Origin of the sequence: Halomonas citrativorans, assembly GCF_900163645.1 — a bacterium.
Classification (GTDB): domain Bacteria; phylum Pseudomonadota; class Gammaproteobacteria; order Pseudomonadales; family Halomonadaceae; genus Vreelandella; species Vreelandella citrativorans.
Map to the genome: position 1 here is coordinate 1 of NZ_FUKM01000058.1, position 16356 is coordinate 16356.

The 16356-nt window shown below is 56.6% G+C and carries 26 protein-coding genes and 1 tRNA gene; 15 read left to right on the forward strand and 12 right to left on the reverse strand.

The genetic code is table 11. From position 1 onward, the window contains the following. Nucleotides 1-56: 56 nt before the first annotated feature. From CZ787_RS16640 to CZ787_RS16685, 10 genes are all read right to left on the reverse strand, one after another. Nucleotides 57-962: a tyrosine-type recombinase/integrase gene (locus CZ787_RS16640; protein ID WP_087111306.1), complete on the reverse strand. Its 906-nt coding sequence runs from the start codon at nucleotides 960-962 to the stop codon at nucleotides 57-59. 2 nt (nucleotides 963-964) lie between these two features. After that, nucleotides 965-1315: a hypothetical protein gene (locus CZ787_RS16645; RefSeq protein WP_087111308.1), complete on the reverse strand. Its 351-nt coding sequence runs from the start codon at nucleotides 1313-1315 to the stop codon at nucleotides 965-967. A 48-nt stretch (nucleotides 1316-1363) separates the two neighbouring features. Beyond that, nucleotides 1364-1885 (reverse strand): hypothetical protein, encoded by a 522-nt coding sequence (locus tag CZ787_RS16650; protein ID WP_087111310.1) that lies wholly within the window; start codon nucleotides 1883-1885, stop codon nucleotides 1364-1366. Between the two features lie 123 nt (nucleotides 1886-2008). Continuing rightward, complete coding sequence (locus CZ787_RS16655; protein ID WP_140399003.1) at nucleotides 2009-2629, reverse strand: hypothetical protein; 621 nt, start codon at nucleotides 2627-2629, stop codon at nucleotides 2009-2011. A gap of 29 nt (nucleotides 2630-2658) precedes the next feature. Next, nucleotides 2659-3171 (reverse strand): VRR-NUC domain-containing protein, encoded by a 513-nt coding sequence (locus CZ787_RS16660; RefSeq protein ID WP_087111314.1) that lies wholly within the window; start codon nucleotides 3169-3171, stop codon nucleotides 2659-2661. Beyond that, nucleotides 3168-3467, reverse strand: coding sequence for a hypothetical protein (locus CZ787_RS16665; RefSeq protein ID WP_087111316.1), 300 nt, complete (start codon nucleotides 3465-3467; stop codon nucleotides 3168-3170). Before CZ787_RS16665 ends, CZ787_RS16660 begins: the two co-directional genes overlap by 4 nt. Next, a complete protein-coding gene (locus tag CZ787_RS16670; protein ID WP_087111318.1) occupies nucleotides 3460-4149 on the reverse strand; it encodes an adenylosuccinate synthase in 690 nt (229 codons plus the stop codon). Before CZ787_RS16670 ends, CZ787_RS16665 begins: the two co-directional genes overlap by 8 nt. 138 nt (nucleotides 4150-4287) lie before the next feature. Continuing rightward, nucleotides 4288-4626, reverse strand: coding sequence for a hypothetical protein (locus CZ787_RS16675; RefSeq protein ID WP_087111320.1), 339 nt, complete (start codon nucleotides 4624-4626; stop codon nucleotides 4288-4290). Nucleotides 4627-4628: 2 nt separating this feature from the next. Further along, nucleotides 4629-5240 (reverse strand): replication protein P, encoded by a 612-nt coding sequence (locus CZ787_RS19160; protein ID WP_254908645.1) that lies wholly within the window; start codon nucleotides 5238-5240, stop codon nucleotides 4629-4631. A gap of 22 nt (nucleotides 5241-5262) precedes the next feature. Continuing rightward, nucleotides 5263-6261, reverse strand: a complete 999-nt coding sequence (locus tag CZ787_RS16685; protein ID WP_140399004.1) for a DnaT-like ssDNA-binding domain-containing protein — start codon at nucleotides 6259-6261, stop codon at nucleotides 5263-5265. 83 nt (nucleotides 6262-6344) lie between these two features. Here CZ787_RS16685 and CZ787_RS16690 point away from each other — a divergent pair, with 83 nt between their 5' ends. Further along, nucleotides 6345-6830, forward strand: a complete 486-nt coding sequence (locus CZ787_RS16690) for a hypothetical protein (protein ID WP_087111327.1) — start codon at nucleotides 6345-6347, stop codon at nucleotides 6828-6830. Nucleotides 6831-7105: 275 nt separating this feature from the next. Here CZ787_RS16690 and CZ787_RS16695 read toward each other — a convergent pair whose 3' ends face one another. Beyond that, a complete protein-coding gene (locus CZ787_RS16695; protein ID WP_087111329.1) occupies nucleotides 7106-7372 on the reverse strand; it encodes a hypothetical protein in 267 nt (88 codons plus the stop codon). A gap of 22 nt (nucleotides 7373-7394) precedes the next feature. Between CZ787_RS16695 and CZ787_RS16700 the strand changes: the two genes are divergently transcribed. The 14 genes from CZ787_RS16700 to CZ787_RS16765 all read left to right on the forward strand — a co-directional run bounded on the left by CZ787_RS16700 (nucleotide 7395) and on the right by CZ787_RS16765 (nucleotide 16172). Beyond that, a complete protein-coding gene (locus CZ787_RS16700) occupies nucleotides 7395-8009 on the forward strand; it encodes a helix-turn-helix domain-containing protein (RefSeq protein ID WP_176372247.1) in 615 nt (204 codons plus the stop codon). Next, entirely contained in the window at nucleotides 7942-8820 is an 879-nt protein-coding gene (locus CZ787_RS16705; RefSeq protein WP_087111333.1) for a hypothetical protein, read from the forward strand. The genes CZ787_RS16700 and CZ787_RS16705 overlap by 68 nt, the downstream gene beginning before the upstream one ends. Further along, entirely contained in the window at nucleotides 8817-9695 is an 879-nt protein-coding gene (locus tag CZ787_RS16710; protein ID WP_087111335.1) for a hypothetical protein, read from the forward strand. The genes CZ787_RS16705 and CZ787_RS16710 overlap by 4 nt, the downstream gene beginning before the upstream one ends. A 19-nt stretch (nucleotides 9696-9714) precedes the next feature. Next, nucleotides 9715-10467: a zeta toxin family protein gene (locus CZ787_RS16715; RefSeq protein WP_087111337.1), complete on the forward strand. Its 753-nt coding sequence runs from the start codon at nucleotides 9715-9717 to the stop codon at nucleotides 10465-10467. 354 nt (nucleotides 10468-10821) lie between these two features. Further along, nucleotides 10822-11223 (forward strand): response regulator transcription factor, encoded by a 402-nt coding sequence (locus CZ787_RS16720; RefSeq protein ID WP_087111339.1) that lies wholly within the window; start codon nucleotides 10822-10824, stop codon nucleotides 11221-11223. Further along, on the forward strand, nucleotides 11220-11483 hold the full coding sequence (locus CZ787_RS16725) for a hypothetical protein (protein WP_087111340.1): 264 nt from the start codon (nucleotides 11220-11222) through the stop codon (nucleotides 11481-11483). Before CZ787_RS16720 ends, CZ787_RS16725 begins: the two co-directional genes overlap by 4 nt. Next, complete coding sequence (locus tag CZ787_RS16730; protein WP_087111342.1) at nucleotides 11480-11803, forward strand: hypothetical protein; 324 nt, start codon at nucleotides 11480-11482, stop codon at nucleotides 11801-11803. The genes CZ787_RS16725 and CZ787_RS16730 overlap by 4 nt, the downstream gene beginning before the upstream one ends. Nucleotides 11804-12225: 422 nt before the next feature. Beyond that, entirely contained in the window at nucleotides 12226-13197 is a 972-nt protein-coding gene (gene rdgC, locus CZ787_RS16735) for a recombination-associated protein RdgC (RefSeq protein WP_087111343.1), read from the forward strand. Beyond that, nucleotides 13194-13523, forward strand: coding sequence for a DUF4406 domain-containing protein (locus CZ787_RS16740; protein WP_087111346.1), 330 nt, complete (start codon nucleotides 13194-13196; stop codon nucleotides 13521-13523). The genes rdgC and CZ787_RS16740 overlap by 4 nt, the downstream gene beginning before the upstream one ends. Continuing rightward, nucleotides 13520-13813, forward strand: coding sequence for a hypothetical protein (locus CZ787_RS16745; protein ID WP_087111348.1), 294 nt, complete (start codon nucleotides 13520-13522; stop codon nucleotides 13811-13813). Before CZ787_RS16740 ends, CZ787_RS16745 begins: the two co-directional genes overlap by 4 nt. Then, nucleotides 13810-14304, forward strand: coding sequence for a hypothetical protein (locus tag CZ787_RS16750; RefSeq protein ID WP_087111350.1), 495 nt, complete (start codon nucleotides 13810-13812; stop codon nucleotides 14302-14304). The genes CZ787_RS16745 and CZ787_RS16750 overlap by 4 nt, the downstream gene beginning before the upstream one ends. Next, nucleotides 14301-14813, forward strand: coding sequence for a hypothetical protein (locus tag CZ787_RS16755; protein ID WP_087111352.1), 513 nt, complete (start codon nucleotides 14301-14303; stop codon nucleotides 14811-14813). The genes CZ787_RS16750 and CZ787_RS16755 overlap by 4 nt, the downstream gene beginning before the upstream one ends. A 1-nt stretch (nucleotide 14814) precedes the next feature. Further along, nucleotides 14815-15123, forward strand: a complete 309-nt coding sequence (locus tag CZ787_RS16760; protein WP_176372248.1) for a helix-turn-helix domain-containing protein — start codon at nucleotides 14815-14817, stop codon at nucleotides 15121-15123. Further along, complete coding sequence (locus tag CZ787_RS16765; protein ID WP_087111356.1) at nucleotides 15030-16172, forward strand: tyrosine-type recombinase/integrase; 1143 nt, start codon at nucleotides 15030-15032, stop codon at nucleotides 16170-16172. Before CZ787_RS16760 ends, CZ787_RS16765 begins: the two co-directional genes overlap by 94 nt. Before the next feature lie 42 nt (nucleotides 16173-16214). On the opposite strand, the gene CZ787_RS16770 is transcribed toward CZ787_RS16765, so the two are convergent. Further along, nucleotides 16215-16305 (reverse strand) — tRNA-Ser (locus tag CZ787_RS16770). Nucleotides 16306-16356 lie beyond the last annotated feature (51 nt).

The following is a 16356-nucleotide window of genomic DNA, read 5'->3' on the forward strand; positions in this document are numbered from 1 at the left end:
TGTGAGGGGAGGTGTGTATTAGAGACAGGTGGTGGGTGGTGGGTGGTAGGGCGACGTTACAGCTCCAGCCGCTTCCACTCACCAGCGCTTCGGCCGCGATCGTTGTTGTACTGATCGGTCATCGACTGATTCTTGTGCCCGAGTAGGTTCTGCGTGTTGATACCCTGAGCGCGGTACAGGCGCTCAGACAGCGATCGAATCTCGTGTAGTGTGGGCGGCGTTTTGGGTGCCCAACGCGAGTCGTCATAAACAGCTTGGCGCGCTTTCTGAAACGAGGGCGACAATCCTTTGGGACAGAACGGAACGTCATCGCGGCGGCGTAGCAGTAGATCACCTGGGCGCCGATAATCGTCTGCGCGTCGAATGGTCTCCTCGAGTGTAATGCTGAGCGCGTCGAGCCGTAGAGACAGCGGTAACTCGATACGCGCCCCGGTTTTCTGCTGCTCCACGCGTAGATGGCCATTAACGATGTGCGATGTTCGCATCCTGACGAGGTCAGAGCGTCGCTGCCCGGTCACGAGTGCCAGCAACAGCAGGTATGATTCCCACGGAAGCGCATTGGATTCTGACCAAGCGTAGATCGTTTGCCACTCTTCGAACGTGATTCGAGATCGTCCTACCGGCACTCTTGGCGGTTTGACTGGAATCACGGGATTCAAGTCGATGATCCTCTCGTAGATCGCGGCGCGAAATAGCGACTCGGCTTCCCATCGCACACTTCGCGCCGTAGACCCTCGACCTGAGTCCATGATGGCGGTAATTGCCCGCAGCACATCGGACGGCCGGACGTCGCGAATGGGCATCGCGCCGATATGGTGCGTGAGGTGGTATACGTGGGTCCGACGATTCGAAAATGTTTTCGGTTTGAGGTTCTCACTGCGGACTTGCTCGAGATACTGCTCCGCGAACGACTCGACGGTGATACTCCGCCGTCTCCAGCGTTGGAAAATCGATCGGCCCATTTCTAGTAACCGAGCGATTCGATCAGCGCGATGCGCTCGGCAATGCTCATGCCACGCAATCGTTCGGCGAGCTCGCGCCGTTGAGCAGGCTCACCTGCATCACTGTCCTCGATCTCGTCGTCCAGGTGTTTGATCAATAGCGGTTCGACGTGAGATCCGGAAAGGGCGGAGCCGAGAATCTCGAGCTCGCGATCGGTGAGCTCTGGCGTTTGTTTGCAAATGAGCTGGTAGCGCTCGGCGACAGTTGCGAGACGCTGGCTCAGGCTTTGGCCATCCCGCAGATTGCCGGCCACGTGCTGAAGCGGCGGGCTTAGATAGATGCTTGGGCGTTTGGCTTTGCGGTTCTCAGCCATGTATAGGCTCCATTCGAAAGCCCCGGCTCGGAGCCGGGGCAGTATGCGTTATCGCTGGATGGGCGCGTCGGCGTAATCGGGGAACTCGCGCTGTATCTTCGCGATCGCCTCGTTGATGGCGTTAGCGTTGGGTATCGCCCGAAAGCCTCCAATACCCCCGCCGTGATTGCGAGCCTCGCTATCCCACTCTTCCAGGCACTTAATAACGTGGCAGGCGAGCTCCTCTCCTCGGCCATCCTTGAGTATCACCTCGTTCCACATGCGGCTCCCCCTCTCGGGGCGACGTTTACCAGTGACGAGGATGCAGGCGCCATTCAGGGAGTGCTCGCGATCCCGATCGGCCTGCCACGTTTGGTAGGCTTCAAGCTGCTCCTGGGTGACGAGGCTGGGGTCGATACCCGCGAACTTCAGCTGAGCCTCGGCCCGCTCGGGAATGCCCTCGCTCAGGTCAGCCCGGTCGTTGAGTCGGTAGCCTTCAGCAAAAATGACGTTGTAGCCCGACGCGCTCAACTTGGTGCGCTGACCTAGTTGGTGGTACATGGCTGCGCGGCAGAGTTCGAGATTGGTCATGGTGTGTCTCCTTGGTTCTGCGCCCGAAATGGGCCAGTTCGCTCAGGGCGTGGGCTTTGTTCGCCTCACACCTCTAAAGGTACTACCTTGGGTAGTACCTTTCAAGTATTTTTCGAAGACTCTTTAAACTTGCGCCAGTAGAAGCAGCTCTACTCTTCCAGCGGTGGCCGCGTCCTTGATCGCCTGTCCGTTTTTGAATATCGCATCGCCCCGCTGCTTGTTCGGCACCATGTGCTTCACGCCCCGGCGATCGGTCGCCACTACCGTCGGCACAATATCCCCCATCACCGATAGCGACCCCATTTGCAGCATGCGCGAGTAGATGGGCAGGTGCTGGGCGATAAAATCGTAGGGCTTCGCCCAGGGCGCCGCTTGCTGGGTCGGCATCGGGTGAAGCTTCGCTGCGCGGATCAGCACCGCCAGCCGCGCCCGGGGCCGTTGCCGAGCGCCAGCCAGCCACGCCCGCGCGAACTCATGCCCGGCGCTCAACCGCTGTCCTCGCTCGTACGCGATCGCCAACGGCTCGGCCGCCGCGGTGCCGCCCCCTGGCTGCTGCCCCAGCGTCGCCGTAGGGCTGAATGGCTGGAACCCCTCGTTCTCGTGCATGTGCCACGTTACCCGCTCGGCCTCCATATCGAGCACGCGATCAACGAATGTCCGGGTAGCGTCCGGATCGTGCTCGGGGTGTGTCGCGCGCGCCAGCTCTCGCAACCGCTGGATGCCCATATTCCGATAATCGCGCATTGCGCCCCCTGTGTGTTGTAGTGCTGCGCTCATTCGCCCTTTCTCCACTCACTACCGCTATTCATTACCTGCCGCTGCCCCACCACTTCAGTACGTGGCCAGCTCGCATACTCACGCAACACCGCTTTGGCTTCATCTAACCCACGCGCCAGCACCGCGCAGTAGCCTTCATACTCGCTGCCTTCCAGCCATTCGAATTGGCTAGGCGCCAGCGCTGCATCACGTGGGGGTGTGGCTTTGAACTCCAAGAAGAGACCATGCCAACCGCCACGTGCTTGCCTTACGGGTAAGTCACTCACTCCTGCGCGTACACCCTGTCGTTTGAGGTCAGAAGCCGTTTTCTTGTTACGCTGCCCACCATTGGGAACGTGATAAGTCGAGTCGTATAACTCACCTACCGACTGACCTCGCATTTTCTCCCCATGCAGCCAGCGCATTAATACCGCTTGCTCCTGCCCTTCCCAATCGACCGGCTTTGCCCGGGGTGCGCCGCTTTTGGTAAGCGCACGCGGCCTACGGGGCTTTTGGATAGGTAGTTTCATGCGTTCCCCCGCTGGAGCTGCTTACGCTCCCACTTGCTGTAATCCGCCATAATCCTGTCAAGCATGGCCCGCGCTTCGTCGTTGTGATCGATCTCAGCGCGGCTCTCAATACCGCACGCCTCACGCAGCCAGTCCTCGCAATCCACTTGGGCGTGGGTGCCGTCGGGCATCGTGTCATAAGGCACTTGATGCACACGGCGGCGCCGCTGGTCGAGGTAGAGCCAAAAGCGCTTGTTCTGGCACAGCATCGCAGCGCGCCGGGCGTGTGGGCCGCCTTTTATAGATTGATTAAGCATTAGCGCCTCCAAGGCTGGCCGTCAGCTCGGCTATCGCAGAGGGGTTGCCCCGCCGTGCCATACGCAACTCTCTCTCAAGCCTCCGTATTGTCTCGTTCTGGGTATTCACTCGCTTAGAAAGGCGGCTTTGCTCTGCCCATGCTTCGCGCATCTTCTGATTAAGCTCCTCTGCGTCACCAATTCGTGAGTACAGCTTCACCAAAATGAATTGCTCACCAAGCCAGTCGCTTTCATGCCGATAGCTAGCCAGAGCTTCCTGATGATTGTGATAGTTCTTTGAATCTGCCAACGCACCAGCGAAACCCGCCTTCGGCTTTACGTGGCCACGTGAATTGACCCACAGCAGCCCCCAGCCTTCTGGCAACTCTTCCGGCTGGATCATCCCCTCAGGGCACATGTAGTAACGCCAGTTGCCTAGGCCACCATCAATGCGGTGCGGCTTCTTCTTGTCCGCCAAAAAATCGCTACGGCTGACCTTTACCTCAACCACTACCGAGCCATCGCTCGGCGCATAGCCTGATTGCCTAAAGCCGATTGCGTCGGGTATCTCACCCGTCCAGCCTGAGCGCACCTCACTAACCGCCACATGACAGCCGTGGCCATTGTTGCTGTTTGCGCGCTTGAGCCACTTAACAGCGATGGTGCAAAGATCAGCGTGGGTCCACTGCTTAACAGCTGTCATGCCCGTGCCCTCCCGCGCTGAATACGACGCATGCAGTGCTTGCACGCGGCTAGCTGCTCATGGGTGCCTGGGTCACGAAATTCCGATGGCGGCTTGCGATAGTTACACTCTGGGCACTTGGGCTGTATGTATGCCTGTTTAAGCATCGCTAGCACCCTCCTTGCCCTTCAACGACTCAACAGCCTGCAGCACCAGCGCCCGGCCCGAATCGCTCAGCGCCAGCATTTGCCGTGCCGGGGTATCCGCCGTCAGGCCCACTACGTCGATGTATCCAAGGTCCAGCAGCTCACGGCAACGGCCGCAAATGCTGGCTAGCGGCAATCCCGTGCGTGCTGCCAGCTCATTACGCGTGCGCGGCCCGCCTGCCAAGCTGGAAAGCACCAGGCTACGCGATACGCTCAACTTGCCGCTGCGCCGGTGATCGCTGAACGCGGCCTGTTTCACTTCATTGCCGCTCGGTTGAAATGCGGTATTCATGATTAACGTCCTCCCAAAGCGGCACGCAGTGAGCGCAGCCCTTGTTCTGAATTCATACGGTCCGGCATACCCGCCGCCTCGGCACGTTGCTGGGCAGCTTCACGGCTGGCGCGCTCTGCGAGTTCTGCGCGGTTTAACTGGCTGTCGTGGCCGATCAGCGTGCGGGCCTGCAGCTGCTCGCCGCTCATCACGCGATTAACCAGCGCGCCATACTCTTTCCGGAAACGGCTTTCCATACGGCTAGCGCGGGACTCACCGCCACCGTGGGTCAGCTCCCACCAACCAACGGCAGCCCCAGCCATGCGCACGGCCTCGTGGCTCCACTGATGGCGCTGGGGCTGGTGAGCATTGGCGGTTACTTCGCGCCACGCATCGGCTTCACCCGGCAGGCCCATATCTTCCGGCTTGGGCTGGCACAGGGCGGCGAACGCAACGGGCATCGGTGGCCACACCTCGTCACTCTGGCGGGCTGCGTCCTGAATCTGCTGGCGCACACGACGCAAGCCGATTGCCAGCTGCCCGGGCGTGACGTGCTGCAGCTCTGCCCACCACGCGCCAGTCTCATCGAACGCACCCCACTGGCTGCTGAACTTGTTGCCAAACAGCTCGCCCATGACGTTGAACAGGTTGTCCACGTCACCAGCCGTTAGCGTTGGACCACTCGCCGTCGAACGTTTGCCCTGACGGCTCTGGCGCGCGCCGTCCAGCGGCTGCTCGCGCTTCCTGAGCGGTAAGACGGCGTTTTGGAGTGCTGTTGCGGCGTGATGCATGGTGGCCTCCGGAAGTGGCGACGTTGGTTTGCTGGGCTTGCTGGCGCTTGGTGTTTTCGGAAACCCAGCGCGCAAAGCGGCGGGTCCAATCGGCGTGGGTCAGGGTTTGCTGAGGTCTGGCGGCGAAGTGTTCGCGGAAGTCGATCAGCGCATCGTGCACGTTGGCATCGGCTGACAGGCCACGCTGCAGGCAGGAAACGCGGTAGGTCTCTGGCTCAGGCTCCCAGCCAAGGTGCATGGCCGTTTTGCGTGGTGCGGCATCGGTAGCGGGTTCGCCATCGTCGGTCTGCTGGGCAGCACGCTCGAAAACGGTGGATTGAGGCTCGCCCGCGCCAGAGAGAGAGGGGGTTACTCTCTGTTGTAGTCTCTGTAAGAAAACTCCGTTTGGGCGGTTCTGTGCACTCCCTTCTGGCGACTCTTGATTCTCCGGTTGGGCGTTTTCAGATTCTCCGTCTGGGAGATTCTGAGCAGTGGCGGGGGATTCAGGCGGTTTCTCGGTTTCTTCGTTACTCAGCGCCAGCGCTAATTGAGCAGCCAACGCCTCACTATTAACCCGATACCATGTCTTTGCCGGAACGCCCTTTCGGACTTCTTCAAGTACGCCGATCTGGGTCAATTGCTTACGTGCAGTCACTTGCTGTTTGGCGCTCATACCGGTTTCAGATTCCCAGCTATCGTGCTCGCCCTGCTGCTCTTTCCAGAACCATCCATCACGCTTGGAAGCGGTAGGCGTATTGGTCAGGAAAAGCGCCTGGCTCAGAAAGATAGCACCCTGCACTGTTACGCCCGGCAAGCGGGTAAACACCGCCTGATAGGCAACAGGACGGCCGAGCAGTGCCGGGAGCATGGCTGCAGTTATGCTCATGGCGCCCCCCACAAATAGAAAGCCACGCCGTCACCCGCTAAAGTGGCAGTTGCGACACCACCCACTAACAGAAGGCAAGCGACGTGGCTAAACCGGATAAAAAGATATGGATTGAAATGCTGGAGGCGGCGGCAGAAACCTACCCAGATGCCCGCGAGGCTGACCAGTGGAATCAAGCGCTTGGTAAAAGCACTGCTAACGCCAACATCACCTACCTGGTAGACCATGGGCTTGTTACAGGCTTGGCTAGAAAGCGAATGGGAGACATCGATAGCTATGGCGAAATCACCATCACTAGCGCTGGCCTGGATTATGTCAGCGAAGATGGCGGTCTCACGTCTGAGCTGGGCGTGGTGACCATTAGGCTTGAAGCCGAGACTATTCAAGCACTGGTCACCGCTCAAATCGAAATGACGGATGCAACTAGGCAAGAGAAGAACCTCCTGCGCCAGCAGCTTCAGGCGCTTTCGAAAGAGGGCCACCAGCGCCTAGCCAACCAACTGATTCGCCTAGGCCTTGAGGGGGCTCCGCGCTCCATTGAATGGCTGAAAACACTGATCGGTTCTTGATCACATCGATCTGCTTAAACAACAAGTAGCCATTACCCATACAGAAACACAGGTACTCAACTGTTTGCGGACGGCAGGCAAAGCGTAATTCCAGCGCCTGCCCCTTTCCTTCTTCAAACCACACGCGGCTATCAAGCATGTGCGCAGCGCTGGGAAAGCCCGAGCGCGAATCTGGAAAGAAATGCGTGGATGGCATGGGCTGCGCCAGCGTGTCATCCGTTAGCAACTTGCTCATACCCTCACCTCACAAATACCTGTATGGAAAATCACCGCGTTCACGATGGCGTAACCGTTGGTTCGTCTGAGCTAAGCTGAACCTCAATTGCAGAGGGTGCGGCATGCTCCAACAACCACTCAGCAGTGAATGCCCCACCACTAGCGCTAGCCATCCGCTGGGCATGCTGGGTTTCGCCGGTGTACTCGGTGCGTGGCAAACGCCCTCGGTTAACCCACTTACGAACTGCCTGAGGGGTGACATTGCAGATGATTGAAACAGCAGAGGGGCCTCCTAGCTGTTCAACAGCCAATCCAACATTGCTCATTGCACTCTCCAAAAACGAACCAATGGTTGATATTAAAACACAACTGAAAGTTCTCGCAAGGAAAGCGCATAATGAACCGATGGTTACTAATGAAAAGTTACGGTCTGCTTTTGCAGATAGACTAAGGAAAGCAATGACCGAATCGGGTCAGCCGATTCGTGGGGCGGCCGTGCGCCTGCATGAGCTAACAGGCAAATCTGCTAATGCAGCCGGGAAGTGGCTGAAAGGCGAGAGCATGCCAACGCCTGAGAACCTTCAGAAGATTTGCCATTGGCTAAATGTTCGAGAGGAATGGCTCGAGTATGGGCGTGAGCCTATGCGCCGGGGGGCAGCTTCCAGCGAGCCGTACCGTGTTGAGGAGCATGCTCAAGAACTCGCGCAACTTGCATCGCCTCGCTCCTTACGCATGCTGAATAACATTGCTCAAGCCGCCCAAGATGGCCGATTAACAGAAGATGACCTAATACTGCTCGAGCAGATCGCAAATCGAATTGCCGCTCGACCTGCCGAAAAAACATACGAACGCCGCCAGAGCAATCAAGAGCGGCTAAAGGCAAAACTGGGGAACAATGATTTATCTGCTGAAAGGAACCGCCCTGCAGGGGCAGCTACCGAGCCCGAAGCGGGAGGGGATTAACCCGATCTTCAAGGCGCGCATCCAGGCTGAAGGTGAAAGCCGCCGGTGCTTCATCAAGCTGCTGCCAGACAAGGTCGTGGAGCATGGCGCAGTCGTCGATAACCGCGAGGCCTACAGCGAAGCCATTGGCTATGTGCTGGCCCGTGCTTGTGGCTTTAAAGTGGCCAATGTAGCGGGCGTTATCCTTCTGAATCGGCAACAAATCCCCCCTAATGTACTTGCACAGGCTGATGCAGAAACAGCCGGGGCACCCCAGTCAGAATTCATTGCATGGTTTAGCGAAGACCTATGCTATCCAGATTTGGTTGTACAGCACACGACAGGGGTCACCAGCCAAGATTTTGAAGATCGCCTAAAAGCTCGCATTGCTAAAGACCTCCTAGCGCGCGAAGAACTGCCTAAGCTTGTCTCTTTTGACGAGTGGACACTGAATACAGACCGCAACCCGGGTAACGTGCTAAGCGCCAGCACTGCCTCTGTAGCGCTCATTGACCATGGCCGACTATTCATGTCTCGGGGCTGGCAGTCACAAGCGTTGCGATTCCTCATGCATCGCCAAGCCGGTAACCAGATGGCCAGTTGGGCCGAGCTAGGCGAGCCCGGTTGGAATCGAAAATTACCCAACATGAGTAAGCGCGCATTGGCCTATAATGGATTCCACATATCATTCAGCGATACTGGACAAGATAAGGTTAGAAAGGCACTGTCTGACCTCTCCCTGCCGGGTGACGAGATAGATTGCGTGCTCGACTTTTTAGAGCAGCGCTTAGACCCAGGGCATTATCGCAAGGCAATAGGCCTAATAGCATGAATTTGGCAGCTCGACTAAAAGAAACATTAACTGCTGAGGAAAGCCCCACCGTCTCTGGTAACTGGCGGCCAATTAGCATGTGCCTGGATGACACGGCATGTGAGTTTTTAAATGTTGGTGTCGTCTTCGCTCATGGATCTCATGTTGAAGTGCGCATGCTGGACTCATTTGAGCGACTAAAGTGCCTGTATGACACGCGCATCAATCAGTCGCATCTTCAACACCTGCTAATGGACATTGAAGCCTGCTTGATCTCCACGAAAGGGGATCTGCCTGATTGCTTGAGCGACACCATTCGCCTGGGCCCTTCTCTTTTCGCCCAAGGTGAAGACGCAGAAAGTATTGTCGATGCCTTCTTTGAAGATGTGGTCACCCTCGCTAGGCCGCGCAAGAATCAAGCGCCGTCTCAATTCCGTTATCGTTCATCAAGCAAAGTGTGCACAAGCGTCATTGAACTGATGAAAGAGCGTTTGGGCTTTAGCGCCAGCCGCGTGATACAGGATCAACCGCTACGCCTTCCGCTGAGCAATGGGAAAACCATTGATGTTGAGGTACCCCTACTGTCCAGCTCTGCCGTGGGTTCAGTGATCTCAGCGTGGTACAAAAGCCCGATGGTGGTAGAAAACAATATTCTGCAAGCGGGCGCCGACCTCTCATTGGTCGCTAGCAATAGTCAGCGACAAGCGGCCATGTCAGTACTTATACCGAATGACAAGAGCGGCCTAACGATCAAAGAGCGCGAGCAGGTGGAAAAAGCGATCTACCGCAGACTAGAACGCTTTGAGCGCTCAGGCATTACGGTACTACGTGATGACTCCACCGCTGGGCTGGCTGAACAAACCACTCAATGGTGGAGTAAGCGAGGTGCGGCTTGAATATATTTGAGGTGATTGCGTGACTGAGGACCAAATTCGCGATAACGCTATTACCTTTGCACGCCGCAATAAAAAAAGCATCGCCAAGCGTCTCACGAGCAAGTCAATCTACTTTCCTGAAAAGGAACCGGTGTCTGTCTTTATGGCTGGGTCACCGGGTGCTGGAAAAACTGAATCATCATTGGCCCTACTGGAAACTTTCAAATTGCAGCATGGTCAAGATGTACTAAGAATTGACCCTGACGAGCTCAGATGTGAATTACCCGGCTACACTGGCAACAATTCATGGCTTTTTCAGTTCGCTGTCTCCATTCTGGTGGATAAAATCCACGACACGGCACTTGATCAAAAACAAAGTTTCTTGCTTGACGGAACCTTGGCTAACTACGATATTGCAAAGAAGAACATTGAGCGCTCTATCAAACGGAACCGCTTTGTGCAGATACTATACGTTTACCAAGAGCCCAAACTTGCTTGGAAGTTTGCGCTAGCGCGAGAGCATATAGAAGGACGGCGAATACCGCTTGAAAGCTTCATCGAGCAATATTTCAGCTCACGACGTGTTGTGAACACCTTGAAACAAAATTTTCAAAAGAAAATAAACGTTGATTTATTAATAAAAAACAATGACAACAGCTTGAAAGCCACAAAACAGAACATCAGTGAAGTTGACGGGTATTTGCCTGAAAAGTACACTCCTGCATCCCTTCACAGGGAACTCATACACATAGGTGAGCATTATGTTCGGACTCCCTCCAAAAGCGAAGAGTGAAAGCACTGCTTTTTCAACCTTTATGCGTTCAGCATCTTCCAGTGAGAAGAAGCGCGTATACACAAAGGTGCTCGATCAAGCGATTGAACGCCAAAATGAAGTGCTAAAACGACTTGAGGTTGAGCAACACCAGCACTGCTGATACAGCTCCCACGTCTAACGATCTACAAGAACCGCCTTTCGGGGCGGTTTTTTTGTGCCTGATGTTCTAACCCATCCCCCTCTCCCCCGTCACGGCCAAGCCACTTTTCGAGGTTCGTAATTGCTGGCCCAAACAACAACTATTGGTTGTTGACTTAAAACAACCATTGGTTCATATTTAACGCATAACGAATTACGTCGGGGATCACATCAATGCAGTCATCAACCATACAACACGTAACCTTCGCAGGCTGGCGTTGCCGATACGGCGCCCGCAAAAGCGGCTTACCAACAATCGTGCAAGCGCAAGTAGCTGCAGGGCTTGCCGCCGGCTTAACCCAGAAGGAAATCGCCAAGCTTCGCGGCGTATCCCCCGCTTCAGTTCGCACCGTGGCAGAAGCGCTTTACTGGCAACTAGGGGCTTACCGAGCTACCGCTGCCGTAGCCGAAGCCATGCGCCGCGGCTGGATCGCCCCGGTCGTGCTCGCCCTACTCATCAGCGGCATTAACCCCGACGCCGAAGGCATGCGCCACCGCGCCCCGGCACGCACACAAACCCGCGTTAGCACTAGCCGCACCGTGTCACGCCGTGATGTGGGGAGTGTGTACGCATGAACATCGTAGAGAGAACCACCGCGCAGCTGGTGCGAAACCGTATTCATGATCTGGTCGACTTGGCGATGGACGTCAACGCCAACAATACCGGCACAGCCGCTATCCGCGTGCTTTCAGATGCCGCTTATGTCGACATCCACAGCGACATGGGCTCGTTTCATTCCACCTACCCGCTCCCGCTGATGGCTACCAATAGAACGCTGGATGAACTGGAAAAAATCATCGCGGATGCTCGTGATTTCCTCGGGGGTGCGCAATGAGCATTCAGCAATCCAAAACTCTATGGGCAGGCGCCCTGGTAGCCGCCGTGCTGGTCATGGGCCACCTCTCCAAAAGCGATGCGCAGGACCACGAAGAATGGCTAACCGAGTACTGCACCGACGCGGCCGTGTGGGCCTTTGAAGAACATCGCGGCGTGCCCCTTAGCGAGCGCACCGGCCAGCCCGACTATCGCGGCATCGCCGAAGAAAGCTGCCCAGGCATGCGCCCTGCTGGCCCTGCGATCGACGACGACTACCGAGCGCCAGCACGGCTAGCGATGCCAGAGACGGCGCCCATTCAACAGATTGTTCAGTTTTAGGAGGCCTTATGTTTGCTCGCAACGCACTTGGCCAAGCCATAACGGTGGGCAGTCGTCGCCGTCGTTGCAGGTGCCGCTCATGCGGTGCCCGCCAGGTGAAAGCGAAACATCCGGACGAATACCAGCGCAGGATCCGCTGCAAAAGCTGCGGTGCGTTCGACTCCCTCCGAATCGACAAGTGGGCAGATGGGTGCGGCTGGCGAAACAAGACGTGTTACTGCGATGGGTACCACTACCCCCACCGCATCCGCAGCGAGTGGTGCTACCACAACCCCAACTACGCCGCCGATGAAGAGCACCGATATATGTACGCCGGGATGTGAGACCAGCCATGACCTTTGAAGAACAGTTCGACCAAATTTTTAAGCCAGCGCCAGCGAAAACCGACCAGCCGCCCAAGCGCGATCACTGAGGAATCAGACATGACCATCCTAAAAAACGCCATTGTACTGAAAGCCCGCCTCCCTGAAATCGCCCTACTGCGCCAGCAGCTGGCCGCCGCTGAGCGGGGTGAGATTGCAGAGACTGAATTCCGGCGCGACGCCTTTGTACCGGCATTAGCCGAGGAAATGGTAGCCGAGTTTCCCTCTGGCTTTGCGCTGTGCCTGCGCTGCGAAGAGAAGATCATCCCCAAAGGCACCATTGCTGAAGCGGTATTCAAGCGGGTAACTGAACTGGAGACAGAGCGCGGCGACCTACTCGACGATGAAGAGCGCGACCAACTCAACGCCGACGTAAGTATGGAGATCTGCAAAAAAGCGTTCGTCAAAACGAAGTACATTCGCGCTTTCTATCACGTCGAAAGCGAGTTCCTGTTTATCGATACCACGTCACCCGGTGATGTCAGCCGCTTGATGGGTACCCTGGTCAAACTTGCCGGGAAGATTCAAACCGTCACGATCCACATTAGCGGCGTGAAAAACGGCGTTACCACCCGCCTGCGCCAGCTTATCGCTGCTGAGTTAGGTGATGAAGTACGCCCCTTCGGCCAATTGGAAGCCGACGACATGGCTCGCATTCGCCGCCAGCTCGCACCCGGTGAGCCCATAGAGGTAATCACCTACAAAGGCACCTGGCTAGCCGAAAACGACGAGGTGTTGGCACAGCTGGCGGACGGCTTCGAGGTAGAAGAAATCGGCATGAGCTACCCGCCCGCCGCAATGACCTTCCGCCTTACCCACCAATTCCGCTTCAAAGGAATCGACTTCGCACCACAAGAGCCCGACGAAAACGGCGGTGAAGTCGATGGCATTCATGATTGGCGCATGAACGTCATGCGTGAAGTGGAAGGCATGGTGGGCGTCGTCACTGAACTGTGCGATCTGATGGAGTATGAACAGCCAGTGCTGGATGAAGCCGCAGACGACGGCGCCGAGCAGGAGCCAGCCGAATGAAACGCATCTATATCAGCGGCCCCATGACGGGACTGCCGGGCCTCAATCATGCTGCGTTCCATTTTGGAACCAACCAGTTGCGCGCCCTGGGGTATGAAGTGGTTAACCCCGCCGAAACGCCGGTACCCAGCGAAGGAGATGAATGGCATCACTGGCTAAAAGCCGACCTGATCCAGATGCTCACCTGCGACACGATAGCCCTACTGCCTGGCTGGGAAGCCTCGAAAGGCGCTCACCTTGAACTGCACGTAGCTCACCGCGTCGGCATGACCGTCGTGGATATTGAGAAACTGCATCGCGACGAACTAGAACAGGTGCCCGCATGACTGCCATCTACGCCACCGACCCCGCCACGGGTGAAAGCGTCACGCTCAGCGAGCTAGCCAAGCGCCACCAACTCAGCGTATCGACCCTGTCCCGCCGTCACGCCGAGGGCAAACGCGGCGATGAACTGGTAGAGCCGTTCGATATTCGACGCTACAACGCCGAGCAACGCGCTCGAGCGCAGGCAGCAGCGGAGCGTAAAGAAGCGGTTCTCGCGGCTAATTCGCGCGGGCTTATGCGCCCGCTTAACCATATTGCTGAGGTCAGCAAAATGGTGGGAGGTGCGCAGTGAGCATCGATCACAACTACGCACGTGGAAAGCTAAAGCTTTTATTGCGGGACCTGAGTAACTACAACGCTGGTGGGTTCTGGCGGGAAATGAGCCGTATCGCATCAGGCGCGACCGCCTCAATCCACGCAGAGGGGTTGAAAGCCGAACGCAATGCGCTGGCTGACAGCAACGCCCAATTAAGTCAGCAGAATGAAGCGCAGATAAGGATGAACGCTAAGTTGATGCATGAGCGCGACGCGCTGGCGGCGCATGTGGAGCGGCTAAACACACTCGCCTCAGCTGCCTATTCCAAAAAGAACGGCTGGACTATTCAGAACTTGCAGGAGCTAGGCCGGACCGCAATGCAGGAATCACCCAGAGTTAGCCTAGCCCACCGCGATGCCAAAATGAAACTTGAAGGCTTTGGTGATTACGCAGAACGCAAAGATAGGCTGCCGGACCTACTGGCCTATCAAGCAACCCTACGCAAGCAAGCCGAGGCCCAGCAATGACCCAGCCCACCCACACTCACCGCACAAATGGTGGAAAGTTTGCTGAGATCGAGCGCATCCATGGCGGTGGCGCTAGCGAGGGCTGGGTGCAGGTGATCTATCACGATATAGACCGCGATGTGCGCAGCTACACCAATCCCGAAGATTGGGAGCAAAACTGGCGAGAAATTACCCCCGATGATTGCACGGTGTGCTTGGGCACCGGCACCGACCACATAAAAGGCAACGCGGCGAACCCGTGCGGGCACTGCTACGGCTTGGGAAAAGTACTGGATAGCAGCGAACGCCCTTCTGAAATGTGGGACGTTGCCAGCATTGCCGGAGGCATCATTCAGCGACAGCTGGAAGAGCTGCTAAATCTGCGGCGCATCGCAGACAACCCAGCGGTGCTGGCGCTTCTCGAAAAAGAGCGCCAGCAAGCCTTAAGCGAAAGCACGGCGCGTAATGAGCAGGCGTGGCGCGAGGGCCAAGGCTTTGGCCCCGGTGGCCAGCGGTATACGGGAGACTGATATGGATGTGCTTACCTACACCCCAAAAGAAGCATCCAAGGCGCTCAGCGTGTCCGTTGCTACCGTCTACCGCTGGATGGATGACGGCACCCTGCCCGTTGTGCAGATGGGTAAGCGCCGCATGATTCACGCCGAACGTCTGCGCCAAAAGCTGGACGCAAACTGCGCAGCGACGCAAACTAACCATGCGCCCGGCGTGGTACAAGGAGAAGCACCATGCCCCACAAACGTAAAGGTTCACCGTATTGGTGGACACACATATCCCCGCCGGGAGGCGGTGCGCCGATTAGACGCTCTACTGGGACGGTAGACTATCGGGAAGCAAAAGCACTGGAATCAAAGTGGCGTTCAGAACTGTATCAGCAGGAAGCCTGGGGTCGGCTTCCTACCCACGGCTTCGCCGAAGTGGCCAGCGAGTTTCTTTTAGCTAGCCAGCAAAAGCGAACTGTTGAGGATATTCAGCGCCGTGTTGGTCGACTCTATGATCATTTTGGGCCAGACCAGATCATGGAAGAGCTTGCAGGAAAGGATATTCGAGGGTTTATTTCAGCCAGGCAGATGGATGGTGTTAAGCCAGCAACTATTAACCGGGAGCTATCGATCTTGAGTGCAATGATCAATCACGCGATTGAGCAATTAGAGTGGCCCATGAGCAATCCTGTTAGAGGCAGGATGCTCAAAGAGCCAGAGGGGCGCGTGCGTTGGTTAACTCACTCAGAAGCAGACAGGCTAGTAGCGGCAGCTAAAACACAGCGCAACGGAGAGCGTTTATCAGACTTCATTCTATTAGGCCTCAATACCGGCGCCCGCATGAATGAACTGCTCAAGATGACCTGGTCACGCGTCGACTTCAATAGTGCACTACTTCACCTGGAAGGAGAAGACAACAAGAGTGCAAAGCGGAGGTCGGTCCCGCTTAATGATGAAGCAATCGCGGCACTCAAGCGCCGCTGGGTGTGGGTAGCCAACCACTGCCCGCAAAGCGAATGGGTGTTCGCGAAGTCCGATGGTGAAAGGTTGGGTAACCTTCGGGAAGGCTTCAAGAGCGCGTGCAGCCTTGCGCGTATTACGAACTTCAGGATCCACGACTTGCGCCACACGTGTGCAAGCTGGATGGTCAGCGAAGGCGTGCCGCTACTGGACGTGAAAGAGGTGCTCGGGCACTCCACTGTGAAGATGACAGAGAAGTACGCGCACTTGGCGCCGCACCGTGCAAGGGATGCAGTAAACCAGCTAGGAAATCGCACAGTAGGCAGTACGCCAGCAGAGACTGTGCAGGAACCTCTAACACAATCCCAGCACAATGAAAGACCGGTGCATTCAATAGAAAGCATGCTTGGCAGGAAACGAAGGGCCTAGAATCGAAAAAAGCCCCGTAAAAACGGGGCTTTAGAATCGAGGTGGCGGAGGGACAGGGATTCGAACCCTGGATAGGCTATTAACCTATGCCGGTTTTCAAGACCGGTGCATTCAACCGCTCTGCCATCCCTCCGGCTTATGGGTGCGTATAATAGCAGCATTCCCTTGGAAGTCAACACCTTCT